General features: G+C 53.2%; 14 protein-coding genes. 11 read left to right on the top strand and 3 right to left on the bottom strand.

Going from position 1 to position 18,624, the window contains the following annotated elements:
• Nucleotides 1-16: 16 nt before the first annotated feature.
• Nucleotides 17-1,693, bottom strand: a complete 1,677-nt coding sequence (gene dnaX / locus OEV49_05810) for a DNA polymerase III subunit gamma/tau (GenBank protein ID MDH3890579.1) — start codon at nt 1,691-1,693, stop codon at nt 17-19.
• A gap of 255 nt (nt 1,694-1,948) precedes the next feature.
• On the opposite strand from dnaX, the gene OEV49_05805 reads away from it, so the two are divergent.
• From OEV49_05805 to OEV49_05775, 7 genes are all read left to right on the top strand, one after another.
• Nucleotides 1,949-2,836 (top strand): DNA adenine methylase, encoded by an 888-nt coding sequence (locus OEV49_05805; protein MDH3890578.1) that lies wholly within the window; start codon nt 1,949-1,951, stop codon nt 2,834-2,836.
• A 12-nt stretch (nt 2,837-2,848) separates the two neighbouring features.
• Nucleotides 2,849-3,949: a ParB N-terminal domain-containing protein gene (locus OEV49_05800; protein MDH3890577.1), complete on the top strand. Its 1,101-nt coding sequence runs from the start codon at nt 2,849-2,851 to the stop codon at nt 3,947-3,949.
• Nucleotides 3,950-4,879 (top strand): hypothetical protein, encoded by a 930-nt coding sequence (locus OEV49_05795; protein MDH3890576.1) that lies wholly within the window; start codon nt 3,950-3,952, stop codon nt 4,877-4,879.
• A gap of 195 nt (nt 4,880-5,074) precedes the next feature.
• Nucleotides 5,075-6,046 carry a GTP 3',8-cyclase MoaA gene (gene moaA, locus OEV49_05790; protein MDH3890575.1) on the top strand — a complete coding sequence of 324 codons (972 nt, stop codon included), beginning with the start codon at nt 5,075-5,077 and terminating at the stop codon, nt 6,044-6,046.
• 28 nt (nt 6,047-6,074) lie between these two features.
• Nucleotides 6,075-6,317, top strand: a complete 243-nt coding sequence (gene moaD, locus OEV49_05785) for a molybdopterin converting factor subunit 1 (GenBank protein ID MDH3890574.1) — start codon at nt 6,075-6,077, stop codon at nt 6,315-6,317.
• A 3-nt stretch (nt 6,318-6,320) separates the two neighbouring features.
• Nucleotides 6,321-7,835 carry a ThiF family adenylyltransferase gene (locus OEV49_05780; protein ID MDH3890573.1) on the top strand — a complete coding sequence of 505 codons (1,515 nt, stop codon included), beginning with the start codon at nt 6,321-6,323 and terminating at the stop codon, nt 7,833-7,835.
• Between the two features lie 68 nt (nt 7,836-7,903).
• Nucleotides 7,904-8,362 (top strand): DUF2914 domain-containing protein, encoded by a 459-nt coding sequence (locus tag OEV49_05775; GenBank protein MDH3890572.1) that lies wholly within the window; start codon nt 7,904-7,906, stop codon nt 8,360-8,362.
• A gap of 525 nt (nt 8,363-8,887) precedes the next feature.
• Here OEV49_05775 and eno read toward each other — a convergent pair.
• Nucleotides 8,888-10,186: a phosphopyruvate hydratase gene (gene eno / locus OEV49_05770; protein ID MDH3890571.1), complete on the bottom strand. Its 1,299-nt coding sequence runs from the start codon at nt 10,184-10,186 to the stop codon at nt 8,888-8,890.
• A gap of 623 nt (nt 10,187-10,809) precedes the next feature.
• Between eno and OEV49_05765 the strand changes: the two genes are divergently transcribed.
• From OEV49_05765 to OEV49_05755, 3 genes are all read left to right on the top strand, one after another.
• On the top strand, nt 10,810-12,774 hold the full coding sequence (locus tag OEV49_05765; protein MDH3890570.1) for a CHASE domain-containing protein: 1,965 nt from the start codon (nt 10,810-10,812) through the stop codon (nt 12,772-12,774).
• 349 nt (nt 12,775-13,123) lie between these two features.
• A complete protein-coding gene (locus tag OEV49_05760) occupies nt 13,124-14,242 on the top strand; it encodes a T9SS type A sorting domain-containing protein (GenBank protein ID MDH3890569.1) in 1,119 nt (372 codons plus the stop codon).
• A gap of 140 nt (nt 14,243-14,382) precedes the next feature.
• Nucleotides 14,383-15,069 carry a DUF2807 domain-containing protein gene (locus OEV49_05755; GenBank protein ID MDH3890568.1) on the top strand — a complete coding sequence of 229 codons (687 nt, stop codon included), beginning with the start codon at nt 14,383-14,385 and terminating at the stop codon, nt 15,067-15,069.
• 10 nt (nt 15,070-15,079) lie between these two features.
• Here the strand turns inward: OEV49_05755 and OEV49_05750 are convergent, their stop codons facing one another.
• A complete protein-coding gene (locus tag OEV49_05750) occupies nt 15,080-16,732 on the bottom strand; it encodes a hypothetical protein (protein MDH3890567.1) in 1,653 nt (550 codons plus the stop codon).
• Nucleotides 16,733-17,134: 402 nt separating this feature from the next.
• On the opposite strand from OEV49_05750, the gene OEV49_05745 reads away from it, so the two are divergent.
• Nucleotides 17,135-18,595, top strand: a complete 1,461-nt coding sequence (locus tag OEV49_05745; protein MDH3890566.1) for a sodium/proline symporter — start codon at nt 17,135-17,137, stop codon at nt 18,593-18,595.
• The last annotated feature ends 29 nt before the right edge of the window (nt 18,596-18,624 follow it).

The raw sequence follows: 18,624 nt of genomic DNA, 5'->3' as shown, positions 1-18,624 counted from the left end.
GTCTGTCGTTCTTCTGTTATTCACCGTTTCTTACCCCGATGATCTCGCCGTCAACTTTCTCCATCAGTTTTTGCAGTCGCGGTGATTCTTCCACCAGTTTCTTTAGATCGACACTCGTGGACTGTTTTTTATCGTTATCGATTTTTTCGTCATCTTTCTGTGAGTCGGTCTCGAATGTTATACTCAGATTAGCGGCAAACTGATCGGCCAAGGCCGCTTTGATCAGGCTCACATTGGCTGGTTTTTCGGCCAACTGACGGGCCACCCCGGCCGACCGACCAAATACGGCCAAAATTCGATTGTCCTTAACATCACGGACTTCAGCCATAGCCAGCTGCGAGGCCAGCATACTGTTCTTCTGTTTGAGACGACCAATAAAACTTTTCCAGCCTGTCCGCATCATAACCAAATTGACGGCCCGCGATTTGAACGGCTCCGCGATTGGCGCCTGAGGTGGCTCTTCACTTCTGACTAATTTCAATCCTGCGCTGGCCTGTGGTTCACCCTTTTTTTTTTGATCGGGCCCGAACAGATTGCCGGTGGCGGTTGGAGCCGGTCCCTGTTTCAGGTGGGCGAGAATCTCTTCAAAGCGAACCGTTCCCTCCATCTCGGCCATCTTGATGGCGGCGACATCCAAAAGCAGTCGTTCATCCAGACCGCTTTTGCTTTTGAGGTCACGGTTGAGGTCCATACCTATCTTGATCATGCGGACAATATCGCCCAACGCGAAATTCCCGGCCTGTTGCGAAAGCTCGGTCAACTCGTCGCCGCTAAAACCGAGCAACTGACCGGCTTCTTCATCCGTGGCCAAGACCATCAACAGTCTGAGGTGTTCCAACAACTCGGCTGTAAAGTCTGAGATATCGCCGCCACCTTCGATCACCTGCCTGATCAAGGCCAGTACACCCTTGCTGTCACGGGCGGCAACAGCGTTGACGAAACTGAACAACATCTGACGGTCGACCAGTCCCAGCGCGGAAACCACCGTCTCGCTGGTTATTTTCTCCGAGGCAAAGGCGGTCAATTGATCCAACAGCGACAGACTATCACGTACCGAGCCGTCGGCCTTGCGGGCCAGCAAACTGATGGCCGCCTCCTCGATTTCAAGTCCTTCTTTGCGCGCAATCAAGGTCAGATGTGAGGCCAGCGCCTTGGCCGAGACCCGTTTGAGGTCGAAGCGCTGGGTGCGAGACATAATAGTCTCCGGCACTTTGGTCGGTTCGGTCGTGGCGAACATGAATATCACATGCGGCGGCGGCTCCTCCAGCGTTTTCAGCAGAGCATCGAAAGCGGCCCCGGAGAGCCGATGCACTTCGTCTATGATATAGATTCGTTTCTTGCCACCGGCCGGCAGATAGCGGACGTTTTCCCGCAGCGTGCGCACGTCGTCGACGCCGGTGTTGGAGGCGGCGTCGATTTCGAGTACATCCAGCGAACTCCCGGCCGTGATCTCTTTGCAGGCGTCACACTGGCCACACGGATCGGGCGTGGGACCGTTGACACAGTTGAGAGCCTTGGCCAGTACGCGCGCGGTGGTTGTTTTGCCGGTGCCTCGGGGTCCACAGAACAGATAGCCGGAGCCCACGCGGTCGTTCTTGACGGCGTTTTGCAGGGTGCGGCTGACATGCTCCTGGGCCACGATGTCTTCAAATCGTTGCGGACGATACTTGCGGGCCAACACCAGATAGCTCATAGACAACCAATATACGCAAAACCGACCGGCTGGGGAATCATATTTTATAAAGGGCTTCACCACCACTTAGTCAGTGCCCGGCGGGGGTGTCATGGCCGTAACGCAATTGTTGACATTGAATTCATGGATAACGACATTACTATCGATAGGCGCCAAAGAGCTATGACTCAAACGCTGAGACTACGGACCATGCCCATGACGACTGCTTCCGAACATGCAGCGCCGACTGCATTTGGAGAGGAATGGAGATCGGCAATGAGATATCCCAGCCCACTTCGGTATCCCGGGGGGAAGACCATTCTTTCCGAGTTTCTCACCGACGTCATTGACCAAAACGATCTCAGGGGCTGCGCCTATTTCGAGCCCTACGCAGGAGGCGCGGGTGCTGCCCTTACGTTGCTGAAGAACGGAGTAGTCCCCGAAGTCTATCTGAATGACGCCGATGTCCGTATTTATGCCTTCTGGCGAGCCGCTCTCCATCGCACCGACCGGTTTGTTGAGCGTATCGCATCAGTGCCATTAACTATTGCGGAATGGAGGAGGCAACACGAAATCTGTTCGCATCCGTCGAAATACCGTTTGTTCGATGTGGGTTTCGCAGCATTCTACATGAATCGGTGTAATAGGTCGGGTGTTCTTACGGGTTCGGGGCCGATCGGGGGGTATGAGCAATCTGGAGCGTGGTCCATGGGTGTACGTTTCTACCGAGACACCTTGACCGAGCGCATCTTAAGGCTCAGCAGGATGCGAAAGAACATTCATGTTTCTCGAAAAGATGCCATCGATTTTCTGAAGACGAATCTGCCGCGTGGACGCGGAAGAAAGCGTGTTTTTGTTTACATCGATCCACCCTATGTGAACAAAGGACAACGTCTTTACTTGAATGCGTACGAGGCAAAAGACCACAAGTTCCTGGCTAAGTATCTACGTACTCAGAAGACACTACCGTGGATTATGTCCTACGATGATAGCGCACTTGTACGAGAACTGTATCAGTCACGCAAGGTGGCGTTGCTGCCGATTCGTTACTCATTACAGTCAAAGCGGTCAGCCCAAGAGTTGATCATTGCGCCAGATAATATCGTGATGCCGTCTACCTGCCGCATGGGCCGGGACGAGAACCCTTTGTCGGAAATCGCATAGGAAGGAGAAGTCATGCCCAATTCGGAGATTGTTCAACTGCCGACTGCGGACTTGCACTTTGACTGGAAAAACCCCCGGCTTGCCGAGTATGGGATCACCGATAGAACAACCGATGACGATATCATTACCATCCTTTGGGATGCAATGGATGTGAAAGAACTCGTTCAATCTATTTCAGCGTGTGGCTTCTTTCCACATGAACCGCTGATAGTTACGATAGAAGACGAAAAGTACATTGTTATCGAGGGGAACCGGCGACTCGCTGCTGTAAAGGCACTCACAGTTCCAGACCTCGCTAAATCGATGGGATGGGGTATTCCTACAGTAACCAACTTCGATCCTGCGGAACTTAACAACCTGCCCGCTACTATCTCAGGACGTAAGGATGCTTGGCATTATCTCGGATTCAAGCATGTTAACGGTCCAGCAAAATGGACCAGCTATGCCAAGGCCAAGTACATTTCGAGTATTCACAATGAATACAACATCTCACTGGAGGACATCGCGGAGCAGATTGGCGACCGGCACAAGACAGTGCAGCGCCTCTATCGCGGCTTGATGGTCATAGAGCAAGCGGAGCGGGAGAATGTCTATGATCGCGAAGATCGGTTTCGTCAGCGATTCGCCTTTTCTCATCTGTATACCGGGTTGGGTTACAACGGCATCAGCAAGTTTCTTACGCTAAAACCTGCGGACGCCGAAACCAGAAATCCAGTTCCAAGAGAAGCGCTGAAAAAACTCGGGGAGTTGTGTGTTTGGCTGTATGGAAGCAAGAAGGCTGACATACCCCCGGTTGTTCAATCGCAAAACCCTCACCTTGGCCAACTCGATGATGTCTTAGCCAATCTTGAGGCTGTTGATTCCCTCAGAAAGGGTAATGGCTTGGCAGCTTCTTTTGAGTTAAGTCTTCCACCGACTAAGGTCTTCGGAGAAGCTCTGCTCGCAGCCAAGCGCGAACTCCAACGGGCCGCCAGCCATCTCACCGCCGGCTATGATAATTCAGAAGAACTTCTTCGTATCGCCGGTACAGTTGCCAACCTGGCCGATGATATTTATGAGCAGATGGAACGCAAGATAAGTCCGGGCAAAAAGGCTCGTCGGACGGAGAGCTGAATGACGTTCAAATTACCGCATCCGCCGTCTGCACAAGCGGGCACACATGAGTTAGCAGACTATGCTGAACTGTTGTGCTGGATTCGTGGAAGCACATCGGAAAGTGAAATCGTTGCAGACCTCGGGCGACTTGACGACAACGAAACAAATGATGGCTGCCATGATGATGAGGATAAGCACGCAGAGATGCTTGACGAAGTCATGAATGAAATTGAACATAGGGAAACTGCCTGCGGCTCGGGCTATCCCTTTACTCTTGACTCGACAGGTACGGTCTTAAAGTGCGATTGTCCCGATCCCGAAAACGCTCAGTCAATAGTGTACATGTACCTTCTACTTAGTACGCGCCTGAAGATGAAGGATAATCGCATCCATGCCAGCATTGATGGCACATATTTGCTTGAGACTCTTTCGGCTCAGGTTTTGAAGACTTACCTTGGGCAGTCGAAGGCGCGATCTCTTGTCTTTGGAACTTCCAGCCAAAGTACGTTTCGGAATAAGGTTGACAATCTATGTCAGGAACTTCGTGAAGGTTCTGGATTTCGTAACCCACACAACACGCTCACATATACGAAGGATGGCAAGTTGGATGCGGTTGCCTGGGTTCCATTTGCTGACGGTTTGCCCGGTCAGCTAATCGTCTTTGCTCAATGCAAGACAGGCACGAGCTGGCGTGATTCGACGACACAGCTACAACCCGGTGATTTCGTTAGATTGTGGATCGAAGGGAACGTTTTTGTCACTCCATTGAAAGCGTTTTGCGTATCAGAGGCGGTAGACAGGGCCAAATGGGAAGAATACAATACTTTAGCTGGTGTCCTTCTCGACAGATGCCGTCTAGTCGAATTCAGTAGGAACATCCCTGACGAAACGGTATCAGAAATCCGAACCTGGACCTTAGCTGCAAAGAAAACCACCGGCTTGGATTGAAACTGCGCTAGTCCGTAGCGGTACTAAGCGAATAAGCCCCATTTGTAGCCGGCGGAACCAGACGCGGTTCTACCACCACCCTCACAAACCCAGGAACAATGCCACCGCGGCCTGCGTTTATTTGGCATCGACAACGTAGTCAATATGGATCGTTGTAAGCAGCGTTGGTCGTCAAACTTCTGAATAGGAATCCGGATGGAATCTGTAAGCCCGGCCCGAACCACCAAACTGCCCCTGATCGATAGCCACGGAAGAAAAGTGCGCAAGCTCCGTGTCTCCCTTTTGGAAGACTGCAATTTCCGCTGTCATTATTGCATGCCTCTGGACGCCAGATTTCCTCATCGCAGCAACCGTATTCCGCCCGATGAAATAGTGCGCTTGTGCCGGATACTTCTGGATTACGGGGTCGAAGAAATCAGACTGACAGGCGGCGAGCCGACCATGCGCCCTGAGTTCAATGAGATCGTCACACGGCTTTCGGAACTGCCGCTTAAGATGCTGGCTCTGACTACCAACGCATCAAAGCTCGAGCGGCTGCTGCCGTTTCTCAAGACGACCAATTGTAAACATATCAACATCAGTCTGGACTCTCTCAAGGAAGAACGTTTCAACCAGATTACTCACTCCAAACATTTCACGAGAGTCATGCGGGCCATAGAAGCCACCAACGATCAAGGTTTTCACACCAAACTCAATGTTCTGGCCATGCGTGATGTCAACGACGATGAGATTCTGGACTTTGTCGACTTCAGCGAACGAACGGGGATCGAAGTTCGTTTTCTGGAACTTATGCGGATCGGTCAGGCGCGTGAAAACCAGATAAGCAACTTCATTCCGGCCGATGACATTCTCGAGATAATCCGCGGGCGATACCAACTCGAAGTCCGTACGGCTTCTTACGATTCAACCTCGATCAATTTCAAGACCACTTCCGGCGCCAAGATCGGAATCATAGCATCGGAGTCCAAGCCGTTCTGTGGCGCTTGTTCTCGCTGGCGTTTGTCCTCGACCGGCAAACTGAGGCCATGTCTGATGAAAGAAGAAGGCCATGACATTGCCTATAAGAACGACGACCAGCTTGACGAAGTGTTTCATAAGACACTCAAATTGAAGCCGACCGGCAGGATCTACGAAGTGCCTCAAAACATGAACGAAATCGGAGGTTGAGCATGACGGCAGATATGGAGAGGATCAGATGAAGCAGATCAAGATGCTGTACTTCGCCAAACTCAAAGAAGAGACCGGAGTTGATTCGGAAACTGTTTCAACCAGCGCCCACACGGCGGCCAATCTCTATGATGAATTGCGTGACCGCTACTTGTTCTCACTCGACTCTTCCGTTACCCAGGTTGCCATCAACGAGGAATTCGCAACAATGAACACTGAGTTAACCGACGGCGATCAGGTCGTGTTTATTCCGCCGGTGGCCGGGGGTTGAGTTGTGTTTGAGATTGCCCGGACAGAGATCGATGTAGCAGCCATTACCCGAGGGTTCACCAGCGATTCCGCCGGGGCTCTCGCATCTTTTGAAGGCAGAGTGCGCAACCGGCACCAAGGACGGTCGGTAGGCAGCCTCGAATACCATGCCTATGATGCTCTGGCGACAAAAGAAGGCAGGCGAATAGTTGCTGAGGCGATTGATAAATTTGACATAATCAAAATTGAGGCTGTGCACCGGGTGGGTTCGCTTCAGATCGGCGAGGTTGCGATTTGGATAGGTGTCCTGGCCGCGCATCGGGCGGCCGCTTTCGAGGCTTGTCGGTACGTTATCGATGAGATCAAAAGGCGCGTACCTATCTGGAAGAAAGAGTTCTACACCGACGGAAGTATCGACTGGGTAAGTTGCACCCACACCGGGAAACCCGACCTCTCAGAAAGCGACTACTACTCAAAACAACGGTTGTTGCCCCAGGTCGGGACATCGGGACAAGAGCGGCTGAAAAACGCCCGGGTAGCTGTGGTCGGCGCCGGCGGGTTGGGATGCCCGGTACTGACCAATCTGGCTGCTGCTGGAGTCGGTCGGCTGGCCGTTTTTGATCATGATAAGGTGGAGACCTCCAACCTGCACCGACAGACTCTATATACGGTCGACGATGTCGGACGTGACAAAGCGGTCGCAGCCAAAGAGCGCCTTGAGGCGTTGAATCCATTCGTTAAAATCGAAGCCCACTCACTCCGAGTATCCACCGACGAATCCCTGCACATGCTTGATGGTTTTGACGTCGTGGTCGATGGAACCGACAATCTCGAAACGAAATACCTGCTCAACAGGAAATGTCTGGACACACAGACGCCGTTGGTGCTGGCAGCGGTTCATCACTGGCAGGCGGTTTTGCACACTTTCTTCACCCAAGACTCAGGCGGCTGCTTTAATTGCCTCTCTGATAACACGCCGAACGACGATTGTGTCACCGGCTGCACGGAATCGGGTATCATGGGTGTCGTGCCCAACCTGGTCGGCACGCTGCAGGCCGGTGAAGTCATCAGTCTCTTGCTTGGTATGAAACCAACATCGGCCGATCATGGTATCCTCATCGATTTACAGAGTCTCGCGATTCAGCGGTACCGCCGTATGCAACGGGTGGGTTGTTCTGTCTGCTGTCCGGATGCCGATACCGACAGCCCAAGGCCAGCGGCCAGAGCGAGTCAATTCGGTGAGTTCGAAGTTGACTCTCGGAACGTCGCCAACCATCCGAGCAGGTTTGTGACCGTCGATCTCAGAGCCGAGGCCAGCGGGCTTGTCGATTCCGGAATTCCCAACGAATCTCAGACCGTCGGGCAGCCCAGCCTTGAGCATCTGCAAACCTTGCCACCGGGCCGAGAATACCTGCTGATCTGCGAGCATGGTAACACCAGCAAACGGTTAGCTCATCAGCTTCGTGGTCTGGGGCTGGGTAATTTTTACTCCCTTCACGGTGGCGCAGAATCCCTGTCAAAGCATACTAATCACTGTTAACGATTGCACCAGGCAGAAGACTTCATTACCTTCAACTGACCGTTGGACAACGTTTCCAGGAGGTAAAAATGGGCAAGTTCTTGTTACTGTCAGCAGTTCTCATCGCCATGCTCAGCAGCGTTCGGGCGCAGCAACCGGATAGTACTGAGCCGGCTAAGGCCGAAGACACTACCACGCCGACCAAAACGTTCAAGAAAGAGACAGCCTCAAGCCTGACTGTCGAAGCTAAACTCTGCACCTCAGTCGTCGACCGTAAGGCCCAGGGCGAAGCAATCAAATTCGGCAGTGAGGTAGGCCAGGTTTACCTGTGGTGTCGGGTCAATGGTGCCACCGACACAACGCATGTCGAGCATCTTTGGTATTACAAGGGTGAAGAAAAGGCTTCGATCAAGCTGCCGGTCAAAGCGGCATCATGGCGCACCTGGAGTAAGAAGACAATCATGCCGCACTGGACTGGTCAGTGGGAAGTGAAAATCGTTGATGCCGACTGGCACGTCTTGAAGACGATTGCGTTTACGGTGGAGTAGCCCGTAAATGGCTTTCTTGCGCTTCGCGGTGATAAATCACTCTCTCTCGCTTCGCGCGCCGCTGACAGGCAAGCCTGTTTTTCGTGCTTCGCTCTATAGTACCATCCAGTCGAGTAGCCCACCAAGGGTCTTGCGTTTTGTCATACTGGCGCAGGCCAGTATCCAGCCTGAAGTAGGGTCCGTCCGTCCGTGGACCCGCCGGGGTTGATTGCGGTAGAAGGGCAGTCCGCCGCGGCGGACGCCCCAAAAAACTACCGCCATCGAAAATTGGCTGGCGGGTTCACGCCACGGCGCGCAGGCGAAGACGGACCCGCCCTACTTCTCAAACCATGCCCTTAGCACCTACCACCGCACCCTGAGCGGACAGGCCGGGTGCGCGGCAATCTCATTTCGTGGTTCGTATGTCGTACCGAGCGCAGTCGAGGCATGAGATCGCCACACCACGCGACTTAGGAGCCATTCGTGGCCGCGTGGGCCGCAATGACGTTGGCGAGGGTATATCGACAAGTTCCGGAACAGATGCCCTCAACTCTTCAGACAATAAAACGTGTCCATGCCGGGATAGACGGCACTCTCACCGATAGTTTCCTCGATTCGGAACAACTGATTGTACTTGGCGATTCTATCGGTTCTACATATCGAGCCGGTTTTGATTTGCCCGGCGCCTGAGGCCACCACTACGTCGGCGATGGTGGCATCTTCGGTTTCACCCGAACGATGCGACACCACCGCGGTGAACCCGGCTTTCTGGGCCATGTCGATTGTGTCGAGCGTTTCGGTCAGGGTGCCTATCTGGTTGAGTTTAATCAAAATCGAGTTAGCTGTTTTCTCGTCGATGCCGCGTTTTAACCGTATCGGGTTGGTGACAAAGATATCATCGCCGACAATCTGTATCAAGTCACCCATCTTGGCCGTGAACTGTTGCCAGCCCTCCCAATCGTCCTCGGCCAATCCGTCTTCGATTGAAATGATCGGATACCTTTCGACCAGTCCGGCGTAGAAATCGATCATCTCCGCAGACGACAGTTTGCGACCCTCGGCGGCCAGATCATAGAGCCCGCTTTCTGAGTCATAAAATTCGGTCGAAGCCGGGTCCAGGGCCAACATGATATCTTCACCCGGTTCGTAGCCCGAGGCATTGATTGCTTCCATGATAACTTCGAGTGCTTCCTCGTTGGACTTCAAGTCCGGCGCGAAGCCACCTTCATCGCCTACCGAAGTATTGTAGCCTTTGGCCTTGAGCGTCTTTTTGAGATGTCCGAATACCTCGGCCCCCATCTGCAGCGCGTGGCGAATATTCTCGGCGCCGACCGGCATGATCATGAATTCCTGCAGATCGACGTTGTTGTCGGCGTGTTTGCCGCCGTTAAGGATATTCATCATCGGCACCGGCATGAGCTTGCAGTTGCAGCCGCCGATATATTCGTACAAAAACCTCCCGCGCGACTCAGCCGCCGCCTTGGCTGTGGCTAACGAGACGCCCAACATGGCGTTGGCGCCGAGATTGCCTTTGTTCTGAGTATCATCCAGGCCGATCATGAAATTGTCCAGAGTGACTTGATCAAACGGATCAATCCCTTCGTTCATCAAGGCCGGGCCTATCTTGTCGTTGACATTGGCCACCGCCTTGGTGACACCTTTGCCAAAGTAAACTTTCTTGTCACCATCACGCAGTTCGACCGCTTCGTGAGCACCGGTGGATGCCCCGGATGGGACCGCCGCGCGTCCCAGCGTTCCGTCGGACAGACAAACATCGACTTCAATGGTCGGCGTACCGCGACTGTCGAGAATCTGGCGGGCGTGGATATAGGCAAAATCAGACATCGGAATCTCCTCTTGAATTATCGTAGCGGCAACTTATTCGAGGGGCTTGTCCCGATCAACTTTTAACATCTCAAATTGACGAAATCCTTCAAGTAAAGACCGGCGCCCACACTTTTCGTGAACGAGTTCTTAGACAATCGGCTTGATGTCAATCATTTGGCTGCCGGCACGGCAGTTGTATATGTTTCAGTAAGAGTTCAGGTGGTCAGACCACCGAAGACAGGGTCAGTGGATTAGAAAAGACCTGGCCTGGGGCCGGCTTCGACCGGCCCTCTTTTTTTCCTTTTACCAAGCTTCGTGCATCTATAGCTCACCCCGAGCGCACCCCCACCTCACCCCGAGCGCACCCCCACCTCACCCTGAGCGCACCCCCACCTCACCCTGAGCGGAGTCGAAGGGTGACTCGGTCGAGCCGTGTTGCTGTGGTTTCGTTAGATTGTTGGCACACAAGCGCCCCGTTGCGAAAGGGACAGGCTTGCCTGTCGCCCCAAACAAGGCCTGAGACGGCCACCCCGCCGGGTCAAGGATTGCTGATTTGTGGTCGACAATCCTAATGAAGTCCGGATTCGGCATTTACTGGTTCACAGTTATATCCGGTGTTTCTCTGTCAAAGGTATTTGTTTGTGACCAACGAAGTTAAACCCAACGTGGAACCATCCGGGCGTCTAATGGGACGTCTGGTATCCCACCCTCCGTGGACAGCGGGGGCTGTTTTAATGCTCGGGCTGGTAGCATCTTTGATTCTGCACGGCTCAGTTAGCAGGCTGGAACAGAACCGGGCGCAGGACAACTTCGATTTGGTCGCGCTCAAACACCTGAACTTGCTCGAACGATCGATCGAGGCCAGTATTGCTCCCCTTGAGACTCTCCGCGCCTTTTACCGCTCATCGGATTCTGTTTATCGTGATGAGTTTCGTTCGTTTGTCGAACCGCTGCTGACAGCACACCCGGAAATCGAAGCCCTCCAGTGGATTCCCCGCCTGGCCAGAGTCAAACAATCCAAATATGAAGAAACGGCGCGAGCCGAAGGCATAGTCGATTTCGCCGTGCGGTCCTGGCCGACCGGTGAGTCTGCTCGGGAAGGCGAGTATCTGTATCCGATTTACGTCACCGAACCATACGATGAAAACCGGAACCTGATGGGACTGAACCTGGCTTCACATCCCGAATTGGTAGAGTCCATCTCCTGGTCCTGCGATCAGAATACCGTGGCCGCCACCCAAATGCTGCGAGTGGATAATCACCCCGATGCCGACCCGGTCATGTTTGTGTTGATGCCGGTCTATCAAACCGGACACCAACTTACCACCGTCAAGGACCGCCGCAAATACCTCAGAGGATATGTAGCGGCTTCATACCAAACAGATCGCATTATCAGTCTGACTCTTACCCCACAGGAAATAGAGCAGTTCGACCTGGTGGTCTCGGACATGATGGCTCCGTCCGGGCAACCACTACTGTACCAAACGGAAATGAAAGGCCGCGAGAAAACTCGTTTGTTATCTTCTGATGATGAAATCGAGGCAAGCGATGAGGTAAGCCACTCAGCCGTTCTCAATCTGGCTGATCGTCTTTGGTCGGTTCACTATCTTCCAACTGACTCGTTTCTGCGCCGACAGGAATCGGGGATGGGCATAGCGGTTCTGGCAACCGGCCTGGTGGTTTCGATCCTGCTGGCTGTAGGCGCCCTGACCGGATTGCATCACACGGCCAAAATTCGTGGAGTCTCCCGCCAACTGAGGACGGCCAAAGAGACGCTGGAGCAGGATATGCGCAAACGCCGCAAAATGGAACAAGACCTACGCCTGACCCAGTTCACCGTCGACAAGGCGGCTGACGCAGTCTATTGGATGGGGTCTGATGCCCGCTTTGTCTATGTAAACGAAGCTGCTTGTCGCGTGCTCGGTTACACCAATGAAGAACTGCTGGAATTGACAGTGTACGACATTGATACCAACATGCAGGCTGATCTGTGGCCCAAACATTGGGAGGATCTCAAACAGTTCAGGTCTTTCACCATCAAATCGAGCCATCGAACCAAGTCCGGCCGGGTTTTCCCGGTTGAGGTAACAGTGAATCTGCTTGAGTTTGAAGATCAAATGTACAACTGCGTTTACGCGCGGGACATCTCAGACCGTCAAAACCAGCCGTCTTCGTCCGATACCAGTTTGTGCAGTTTCCAGAACTTTGCCGACAATTACGACCAGGGGATTGCCGTGATCAGCCCCCGAAAGACAGTGCTCTTCATGAATCGAAAACTCAAACAAGAGTATCCCGACGTCGATCTCGGCCAAAGCCCACAGTGTTTTGAGCTGTTCAACTCAGGCGTCGGTAATGGTATCTGTACCGGCTGTCCGGCGGAAATCAGCGTCGAGCAGGGGGCTACCTGCCGGGCCAGAGTGCAACGAGTCACCCAGGATAGTCGCCAACCGTCCAACATCACCACCTCGCCGATACGAGATAAAGATGGCGAAATAGTAGCCTTTGTTGAGATAATGATCGATGGCGCCGACCCTTCCGAGATCAGCATCATCAAGGAAAGCTCTGTATTGGCCAAGGCTTCCAAACAGGATTCACCTTTGGGGTAGGACCTTCGCTGCAGGCCCCCGACCAGGGGCTTGTTGACAATCCCCGTTTATGTTGTGTTGGGTCCTGAGTGCGCCGAAGGCGTGATTGTGACCCGACACCTAACTCCATACTGGACAGCGGCGGCGGGTCACCCGACAGCACCGGCACCGCGACCCAGGCCACCCGGCAGCTCGGAGGGTTTGTCAACTTTTGCTCAGGCCGGCCTCTCCCCTGGAAGATAATTGCACAGCGGGAAGTTGGCTCGGATCGGTCTATTTTTTCGAAAAACTAAAGTTGACCCGCGTATTGTGCGATCTATATTAATACGGTACCAACACGTCCAGAAGGACCACAAATTAAGAGGCGACCATGAATCCCAAATCGATTGCACTATTCACAAGCTTGATTCTGACCTTGATGTTATCAACTTCGCCGGGCACCGGTGTGGCTGCTATTGTTGCCGACCACACCGTCATACCGGAGTTTGAAAGCATACCTGCCTCGGTAATACAGCAAGTGAAGAGCGACTTTCGGTTGTTTTATGGCCACACCTCTCATGGTAACCAGATAATTGCCGGGATGAATGTCCTGCGTGGAGAGGACCCGTTGTATGCGTTCACTCGGGGGCCGGTGGCTGCCGATTCTTTGTCAATCGAGGAAAACGATCAAAACGACCTGTGTGGAGTCTACGATTTCCCATGGATGAACCAAACACGCACCGCTCTGGATCAAGAGGGTTGCGATCGTAACGTTGTCATGTGGTCGTGGTGCAGCGGCATGACCTGGCAGACCGAGCAGGGTATCAATATGTTCTGTGATTCGATGAGTCAGTTGGAAGCCGAGTATCCCGATATCACCTTCATTTACATGACCGGCCACCTTGACAATTCCAACGGCGACAACCTGCTGCTGCGCAACCAACAACTGCGCGACTTTTGCGTGGCAAACAACAAGGTCCTTTTTGATTTCGCCGATATCGATAGCTACGATCCGGACGGTGTCTATCACGCCGACCCCAGCGAGTGGTGTGATTGGTGTGATGTCTGGTGTGCTTCGCACGATTGCCCCAGCTGTTATGACATCGGATGTTCGCATTCGCACGACTTCTCTTGCTACCGCAAGGGGAAGGCGTTCTGGTGGATGATGGCGACGATGGCCGGCTGGAGTCTGGCGTTGGATGTCGAGGACTATCGGTCGGGTACCCTTCCGGATCGGTTCCTGCTTATGCAGAACTATCCCAACCCGTTCAACCCGCAGACCAGTATTCGCTTCGAGTTGGCCGGCGCGGGCTATACAAGCCTGGAGTTGTACAATGTCGCCGGGCAGAAAGTTGCTACGCTTGTTGATGAACACTTGAGCGCGGGCGAGTACGTGACATCCTGGAACGGTCACGACAGCAACGGAAATCAGGCGGCCTCGGGCGTCTACTTCTATCGTCTCGAATCAGGTGAGCTTCGGTCCACTCGTAAGATGGTGCTGCTCAGATAAACGGCCGCCTGCGTTCTATCACTCACGGAACTACCTCAGCCGGATCGCCTCGATCGGCGCCGTAAATCTCCTGAAACCTGCCCCAACCAACCACGTATCCAGTGGTAGCAGACAGACAAATTCAAGTTCAGGAGAGAGACGTGAAGAGACTTATCAAAAAAATGGTGCCGACAGTCACGTTGTTGGTCACACTGATGGCCGGTTCTGTTTCGGCCGATTGGTTTGGTTTCAATTCTCGCGGGGTCAAAGGCTCGGGCGATGTTGTCACCGAAGAGCGGGATGTAAAACCGTTCAAGCGCATAGAATCCAACGGGGCGGCGGATATCTACATTACCGTTGGTGATGAACTGTCGGTCAAAGTTACCTTCGACGACAACCTAATCGACTTGATTGAAACAGAAGTCCGCGGCAAGACGCTAAAGATCGGGAACCGTGAGAACTACCGTTCGCGTAACGGCTGCAAGATTGAAATCAGTGTCCCCGAACTTGAACGGGTCTACTTGCGTGGATCGGGCGATGTTCTGGTTGAACGGCTGGAAGCGGAGTTTTTTGAATTCAAACTGGCCGGCTCAGGCAGTCTGGTAGCCGAAGGCACTACCGACGAGCTGGAGGTGCGCCTTTCCGGTTCCGGAGATATTGACACCCGTGATCTGATCGCTCAAGAGGCTTATGTCAGCCTGTCCGGCTCAGGTGAAGTTAAGGTGCATGCCGAAGAGTCGTTCGACGGCAGCCTTTCAGGATCGGGCGACATTGCCATATACGGTAACCCGGCCGATTTTTCCAAAAGCATCTCGGGGTCGGGCAGTATACGCAAAAGAAAACGCTGATCTAAACGCCCTAATACAGATTGTGTGAGATACTCGCATTGAATTGCCAGAGGCCCCAGTCGTTTTCGTAATCGTAAACTGAGCCGTAATCGTTAACATTCAGCTCACTGTGGAAACGATAGCGACCGGAGATCGTCAGTTTGGTCGGTATCGACAACCGATAGTTCAGGGAACTACCAAGGTTTCCCTCCCAGGATTTGATAGTTCTGGTACGATCCGAACCTGACTCAACTGGTGTGTCGTAACGACCGTAGGTAAAGTCTCCCCAGAATCGCAGGTTTGTCCGTGAATTCAGAATGTAGGTTCCTACGCTACTGCACTTGAATTGGTAGTAATCATCAAGCCCCCGGACTTCCACAAGGAGAGGAGAGCGGCTTGTCCTGCGTCCCAAAGCGCTGCTCGGATTCCGATGCCTCACACCTTCGGCATGGACGAAGTAGGTCAACTCAACATTGGTGTCCCACTGCCATTTCAGAGAGAGCGGCTTGCAGTGGTTGGCAGCAAGGAATATGAAAACATTATCCAATTCTCGTCTTGATGTAAAGTCATTGTGAGTGGTGTTGGTGCTGTATGTCAGTGTGTCTACCTCATCCACACTATCCACATGATGCTGATAGGTCAGAGTGAATCTAAGATCATCTCGCGATTGGTCCAACATTGAGTAATAATAATCCCATCCCGCGCCCACCTTCACTTGTGTTCCAAAACGTCGACTGTTGTGAGGGAAGAAATCCCAGACGTCCTGGATGAGGACATAGCTCATCCGGGGGGACTCGGTGATTGATCCAATATCCGTCAGGAATGCCATTACGGCATCGAGGGCGTCAATCTTCGCAAGCCGGTGGTCCACTTCGTGAGTCATGCGATTTTGATATATGATCTCGGTCAGTTCCACCATCTCCAGGGTGGAAGGTTCATGTTCAAGCAGCCCGCTGCTCTTCAGTTCGTCGACAATGTACAAAGCTGTGGCAGCAAAATGACCTTCATACAACCGCCCCAAGCCTGTACCTACAGTTAGAGAGATGGCTGCATACTTCTGAACTTCCGTCCCATCAGAATCACGATGATAAAGATAGTATCGTTTATAATCACCGAGTTGGCGCTCTTGATAGCTGGATTCCTCGTAATCTTCCTTGGGTATCTTCATATAGCCAAACGACCCGTTGCCCGTCAGGCCCATGAACAGATCGCCGATCAAGTATGTATTGTAATCCAGAGACGGGCTGTACGAGATCGAATACGTGTGTTCGGTGCTCTCACTCTCCATAGACCGAGGCAGTCCTTGAGAATCGACACGGTCGAACAAAGTCTCCTGCTTGTTCCTATACATTGAGATGCCAAATCCGGAGCCCAGGGTGAGGGTACGGGGGATCGTTTCGTAACGGTATAGTAACCACGTACTCAGGTCGAGCCTGTTGTATTTTTGGTCTGTCTGTCTTTTCTCATTGCGGGGTTCGTCTGTGGCCACCGGCAACTCATCGCGATCTTGGGATAATCCCCTAAGTTCAAGCCTGCCGTTGAGCCGCCACTCCAGATCGGTGAACTTCTGTGGGACATAATCTTCGATCTTGAATGCCTGGGTAGCTGATGCGGCAACGCTTCCGCACAGTACACTTAAACAAAACACTGCCGGTACCCCAATAGTCGTTATGGTTTTGATCACACTGTCCTCCCGGTCATAGAATATGTCGAACTGAGAAGCCGCCTTCGTTGCAGGGCTGCCTCGCTGTCATATTGTTATACCGAACTTAATACAAAGCTTTCCATTTGTGAAGCAAAACCGTGGCGATCCAGCGCAAGGGGAGTGTTGAAAAAGGTCCATGTCGTGGGTGGTGTTGGGCGACCCCGCCCGACACCTGCCGTCCAACCCACTGGCTGTCAGGCGAGTCGCCTTACAGCACATGCACCGCAAGGCACGTCACCTGACGGCGCAGAGGCTTTTTCAACAGGCCGCAAGGTGGCATGCCACCACTCAACAATCTTGTTGCTTTGGCCACCGGCGTCCGTTTATTCTAAACCAATGTGCTATGGCAAGACTTCTCGTCAACATGCATAGGAGAGATGTATGGACTCCCAACTGGTATTGACCATTTCATTCATTGTATATAGTGCCGGGATCGTTGCCTTTGGTTTGTATTCCACCAAACTGCGCAAGAAGACAGGCGACGATTTCGTTCTGGCCAATCGCGAGTTAGGACCGTGGGCGGCGTCGTTATCGGCATCGGCCAGTTCCGAATCCGGCTGGGTAATGCTTGGTCTGGTTGGCGAGGCATACGTCTTTGGTTTTTCGGCGCTTTGGATTATTCCGGGCATCGCCGCAGGCTATCTTTTCAATTGGTTCGTCATCGCCGAACGACTGCGCCGCTGTAGCCACGAGAGCGGTGCGGTGACACTCACCCAGTTTATCATGCATCGCTTCGGATCAAAATCTGCGGCGCTGCGTGTTATCCCGGTGTTGATCATCACTGCCGCCATGCTCGGCTATGTGGCGGCGCAAATGAACGCTGCCGGCAAAGCGTTCCAGGCGACGTTCGATCTCGACTACAGTTGGGGCGTACTTGTCGGCGCTGCGATCATACTGACATACACCGTCACCGGCGGCTTCCGGGCCATCTGCTGGACCGACATCGTTCAGGCCACGTTCATGGTTATTGCCCTATTGGTGATGCCGTTTATCGTCTTGACCAAGCTGGGTGGATACTCCGAGTTCATGGCCACGATAAGTGCGACCAATCCCGACCTGCTCACCTGGGCGTCTGGTAACGCGGGATTTGTGGGCTTGGGTTTCGTGGTTGGATTGCTCGGAATCGGCCTGGGCTATCCGGGCATGCCGCACGTGCTGTCGAGATTTATGGCGGCGCGTAATCTTGCGACGGTAAGAAAAGCCGGGATGATCTCGATGGTGTGGTTCGTGCTTGTCTACTTCGGAGCCGTGTTTTTCGGACTGTTTGCTCGTGCCTACTTTCCTGACCTGCCTGATCCGGAACAGGCGCTGCCGTTGGCTGTCAACGAATTCCTGCCGCCGGTGCTGGGTGGGTTTGTAATTGCGGCCATCGTGTCGGCAATATGCTCCACAGCCGACTCACAGTTGATCGTGATGTCCAGCACGATTTCCCGCGATGTAATTGTGCCCCTGAAGAAAAAGCTGGGGATGTCATCCGATGGTATGGAGAGCTATCTTTCCACGCAGCGCTGGGACCGATGGATCCTTGTTCTCCTGGCCTTCTTGTCGATCGGATTTGCGCTATCTGAAAACCGTGTCATTTTCGATTTCGTTCTGTACTCCTGGTCGGCCCTGGGGGCCGCTTTCGGACCCGTCGTGATCCTGGGTCTCATGTGGAAAGGCACCACCAAAACCGGCGTTATCTCGGGCATGCTCGTTGGTGTGGGTGTCACTTTGGTGTGGCGCAACACGCCCGCTCTCAAAGGGGCTCTGTACGAGTTGGTGCCGGCTTTTGTCTTAGCCATTCTGACTGTCTGGCTGGTCAGCCTTGCCACCAAACATGCAACCGACAGCGACAGTTGAGTCGTCCCACTTCAGGAAGTGAGTAGTCC

This window comes from Candidatus Zixiibacteriota bacterium (assembly GCA_029860345.1).
GTDB lineage: Bacteria > Zixibacteria > MSB-5A5 > GN15 > FEB-12 > JAJRTA01.
The sequence above is the reverse complement of the archived record's forward strand: the minus strand, read 5'-3'. Positions and strand labels throughout refer to the sequence as shown.

Excerpts from the sequence above, each read along its gene's own strand:
- eno (MDH3890571.1), bottom strand. The coding sequence starts at position 10,186 with ATGTCTGATTTTGCCTATATCCACGCCCGCCAGATTCTCGACAGTCGC.
- dnaX (MDH3890579.1), bottom strand. The coding sequence starts at position 1,693 with ATGAGCTATCTGGTGTTGGCCCGCAAGTATCGTCCGCAACGATTTGAA.
- OEV49_05795 (MDH3890576.1), top strand. The coding sequence starts at position 3,950 with ATGACGTTCAAATTACCGCATCCGCCGTCTGCACAAGCGGGCACACAT.
- moaD (MDH3890574.1), top strand. The coding sequence starts at position 6,075 with ATGAAGCAGATCAAGATGCTGTACTTCGCCAAACTCAAAGAAGAGACC.
- OEV49_05805 (MDH3890578.1), top strand. The coding sequence starts at position 1,949 with ATGAGATATCCCAGCCCACTTCGGTATCCCGGGGGGAAGACCATTCTT.
- OEV49_05760 (MDH3890569.1), top strand. The coding sequence starts at position 13,124 with ATGAATCCCAAATCGATTGCACTATTCACAAGCTTGATTCTGACCTTG.
- OEV49_05775 (MDH3890572.1), top strand. The coding sequence starts at position 7,904 with ATGGGCAAGTTCTTGTTACTGTCAGCAGTTCTCATCGCCATGCTCAGC.
- OEV49_05800 (MDH3890577.1), top strand. The coding sequence starts at position 2,849 with ATGCCCAATTCGGAGATTGTTCAACTGCCGACTGCGGACTTGCACTTT.
- OEV49_05745 (MDH3890566.1), top strand. The coding sequence starts at position 17,135 with ATGGACTCCCAACTGGTATTGACCATTTCATTCATTGTATATAGTGCC.
- moaA (MDH3890575.1), top strand. The coding sequence starts at position 5,075 with ATGGAATCTGTAAGCCCGGCCCGAACCACCAAACTGCCCCTGATCGAT.